Origin of the sequence: Corynebacterium sp. (assembly GCF_012837295.1) — a bacterium.
Classification (GTDB): domain Bacteria; phylum Actinomycetota; class Actinomycetes; order Mycobacteriales; family Mycobacteriaceae; genus Corynebacterium.
The window spans coordinates 1-3,329 of record NZ_DURI01000086.1 but is presented as its reverse complement, the minus strand read 5'-3'; the positions used below and the strand labels follow the sequence as shown (position 1 = coordinate 3,329).

The following is a 3,329-nucleotide window of genomic DNA, read 5'->3' as shown; positions in this document are numbered from 1 at the left end:
GGAGCCGCCGCCGGCCGAGCCGGCCCCCGAGGCCCCGCCGGAGCCCCCGGCTGACGCGCCCCCGGCCGAGGAGGCCCCGCCGGCGCCGCCGGCCTAATCGCCGAGGATCGACCAGCGCGGTTCGGTCATGGCGAATCCGTGCCGGCGCAGCGGGAAGGCCCCGCATCCCGAATTGGGATGCGGGGCCTTTCGACGTTCGGCGTTCGGCTACTTGCCGAATTGGACGGCCCGGTGGGTCTGCTGCACGATGCGCGGGCCGGAATCGTCGGCCGAGGCGGGACCGGCGGGATTCTCGCCCGAGCCGTAGGTGACGGTGGTGACGAAGTCGATGAGTCCGGAGGTCGGCAGCGGCGACGCCAGATCGATGTTCAGCGTGCCGGAGCGGGTCTCCGTGCCGGAGTCGACGACGCGCAGCGTGAGGCCCTCGCCGGAATCCAGTTCGGTGACGGCCGGGGTCTGCTCGACCTCGACGTCGAGCTCGACCTGGTCGCCGTCGCGCTCCAGCAGCGTGTAGGTCAACGCCTGGCGCAGCGAGGAATCGCCGCCGCCGTGGCTCTCCACGGTCCACACCGCACCTTGGGCGATCGGCTCGGTCGGGAACACGATGGGCAGGCGCGCCCACTGAAGCAGGGCGGCTTCGGTGCCCGCACGGGCGGTGTCGGTCGCGTCCTCGGGCGCTCCGACCTCCAGCTCCGCCATGCGGCCGGTCGCGTCGGCGTCCCACTTCGCCAGGAATCCCTCGGCGGTGGCGATGTCGTCGTTGAGCTCCGCGTTGGAACCGAAGGGCACGCCGACCTCGGCTTCGACGGAACGCTCCGCGCCGGAGCCCGACGCCGACACCGTCACGGGCATTTCCAGCCGCGTGTCCGGCGTCGTCGAGTCGGCCGAGTCGTCGGCGCCCTCGCCTTCCGTGCGCTGGGTGAAGCCCTGCGTCACGATGATCGACGTTTCCTGCTGTGCGCCGTCATCCGCCCACTGGACGACCTCGGCGGCTCCTTCGCCGGCGTCGACGAGGGTCACCTTCGGCACTTCGAGGGGCACCGGCGCGGTCTCCGGCGCGGAGTCGGAACCGCAGCCCGAAAGGACCAGTCCGGCGGCGAGCAACATGGGGGCAAGGCGACGCATCTTCACCTGGCCCAGGCTACCGTCGCCGGGTCGTTGGCCCCGAACGGGGGACATGGGAGATGATGGGCGGGTGACCAAATCCCGCACCCCAGGATCAGCGACGAATTCCCCGCCCGACCCCGCCCCTTCTCGGCGGTGGTCGGCCCTGCGCCCGAAGCGCGGAATGCTGGCGGCGACGGTGCTGATCGTGGCGGCGATCGACCAGGCGAGCAAGGTCTTCGCCGTCGATGCGCTCGAGGGCAAGGCCCCCGTGGATCTGATCGGCGAGTGGTTCCAGCTGACCCTGCTGCGCAATCCGGGCGCCGCGTTTTCCATGGGCACCGGGTCCACGTGGCTGTTCACGACCATCCAGATCGCGTTCATCGTCGCGGTGGCCATCGGCTCGAAGTGGCTGCGCACGCCGTGGCCGACGATCTCCGCCGGCCTCGTCGCCGGCGGTGCGGCGGGCAACCTCATCGACCGCCTCTTCCGCGATCCGTCGTTCTATTTCGGCCATGTCGTCGACTTCCTGTCGGTGCGCGGGTTCGCCGTGTTCAACCTCGCCGATGCCGCGATCACCGTGGGCGTGATCATGCTGGCCGCGTGGATCATGTTCTCCTCCGACGTCGACGAGCTCGTCGGCGATTCCGAGAAGGAGACCGGTGACGGGGAGGCCGGCTCCGTCGCAAAGCGTGACGACGACTCGCGCGGCGCGCGTGCCGAGGGCACCGGGGAGCGTGGCGCCGATGCGTGAGACGAGGCAGATGCCCGTGCCGCCGGGGCTGGCGGGGATGCGCGTGGACGCCGGGCTGGCGAAGCTGCTCGGCCTGTCGCGCACCGCCGCCGCCGAACTGGCCGAAGCGGGCGACGTGCAGGTCGATGGCGCCGCCGTGGGCAAGTCCGACCGGCTGCACGAGGACGCGTGGCTGTCGGTGCTCCTGCCCGAGGTGCAGGCGCCGCTGATGCCCAAGGAAGAGCTGGTGGAGGGCATGGACGTGCTCTACCACGACAGTGATCTGGTGGCCGTGCACAAGCCGGTCGGCGTCGCAGCGCACCCGTCGGTGGGCTGGACCGGGCCGACCGTGATCGGCGGGCTGGCCGCCGCGGGATTCCGAATCTCCACCTCCGGCCCGCCGGAGCGGCAGGGCATCGTGCAGCGCCTCGACGTGGGCACCTCCGGCGTGATGGTCGTGGCCTGCTCGGAACGCGGCTACTCGGTGCTCAAGCGGGCGTTCAAGAACCGCGAAGTGTCCAAGACCTACCACGCGCTGGTCCAGGGGCACCCCGATCCGTCGTCGGGCACCATCGACGCCGCGATCGGCCGGCACCCGTCGGCCGGCTGGCGGTTCTGCGTGCGCCGCGACGGCAAGCCCGCCGTGACGCACTACAAGACCCTCGAGGCCTTCGCCCCGGCGACGCTGCTGGAGGTGGGGCTGGAAACCGGCCGCACGCACCAGATCCGCGTGCACTTCTCCGCGCTCAACCACCCGTGCTGCGGTGACCCGATGTACGGCTCGGACGAGGCGCTGTCGAAGAAGCTCGGCCTGACCCGCCAGTGGCTCCACGCCGTCGGCGTCGGTTTCCGGCACCCGGCGGACGGGCGCTGGATGGAAATCGAATGCCCGTACCCCGATGACCTGCAGCACGCCCTCGACGTGCTGAGGGCGCAGTGAGCCGCCACCGGGCGCCCGAGCCCGCGAAGAAGAGCGGGGAGGGCGTGAGCCCCGTCGCCGCGGTGATCGCGATCATCTGCGTGCTGGGTCTGGCGGTCGCGCTGGTGATGATGTCCCGCTCCGACCGGGTCAGCGCCCCCATGAACGTCAACGGCGATGGCGTCGGCATCGAGTCCGGCGAGTCCATCGGGGACTACGCCGCCCGCGCCGCCGGAACGCTGCAATCGCCGCCGCCGCTGGCCGACGGCTCCGGGTCCGGCGCCGATGCGCGGCACTGGGCCCTGGTTTCCTTCGACCCGCCCGCCGGCGCCGCCGAAGCCGCGGCCGCCGTCGACGGAATCGACGGCCTACGCGTGGGCACCATGTACGTCGGCCAGATCGTTTCGCGCAGCCTGCCCGAGCCCGTCGCCGGCGGCACCCGCGCCGACGTGTTCGAGCGTGAGCTCGGTGATTTGCGGCGCTCCGCCGGGCCCATCGTCCAGGGAGTCGGCGAGGCGGGCATGACCGGCCTGCTCGTGCGCGGCACCCTCGAGCAGCTGCGGATGATCGAGG

At 71.8% G+C, this 3,329-nt stretch carries 4 protein-coding genes; 3 read left to right on the top strand and 1 reads right to left on the bottom strand.

The window, feature by feature from the left end; genetic code table 11:
- Window positions 1–207 precede the first annotated feature (207 nt).
- Window positions 208–1,131: a hypothetical protein gene (locus GX015_RS02905; protein WP_291342671.1), complete on the bottom strand. Its 924-nt coding sequence runs from the start codon at window positions 1,129–1,131 to the stop codon at window positions 208–210.
- A 64-nt stretch (window positions 1,132–1,195) separates the two neighbouring features.
- Here GX015_RS02905 and lspA point away from each other — a divergent pair, with 64 nt between their 5' ends.
- The 3 genes from lspA to GX015_RS02890 form a co-directional block, all read left to right on the top strand.
- Entirely contained in the window at window positions 1,196–1,858 is a 663-nt protein-coding gene (lspA, locus tag GX015_RS02900; protein ID WP_366926220.1) for a signal peptidase II, read from the top strand.
- Window positions 1,851–2,777, top strand: a complete 927-nt coding sequence (locus GX015_RS02895; RefSeq protein WP_291342670.1) for an RluA family pseudouridine synthase — start codon at window positions 1,851–1,853, stop codon at window positions 2,775–2,777. Before lspA ends, GX015_RS02895 begins: the two co-directional genes overlap by 8 nt.
- Window positions 2,778–2,821: 44 nt before the next feature.
- On the top strand, window positions 2,822–3,329 hold a 508-nt coding region (locus GX015_RS02890), incomplete at its 3' end, for a hypothetical protein (RefSeq protein ID WP_291342668.1).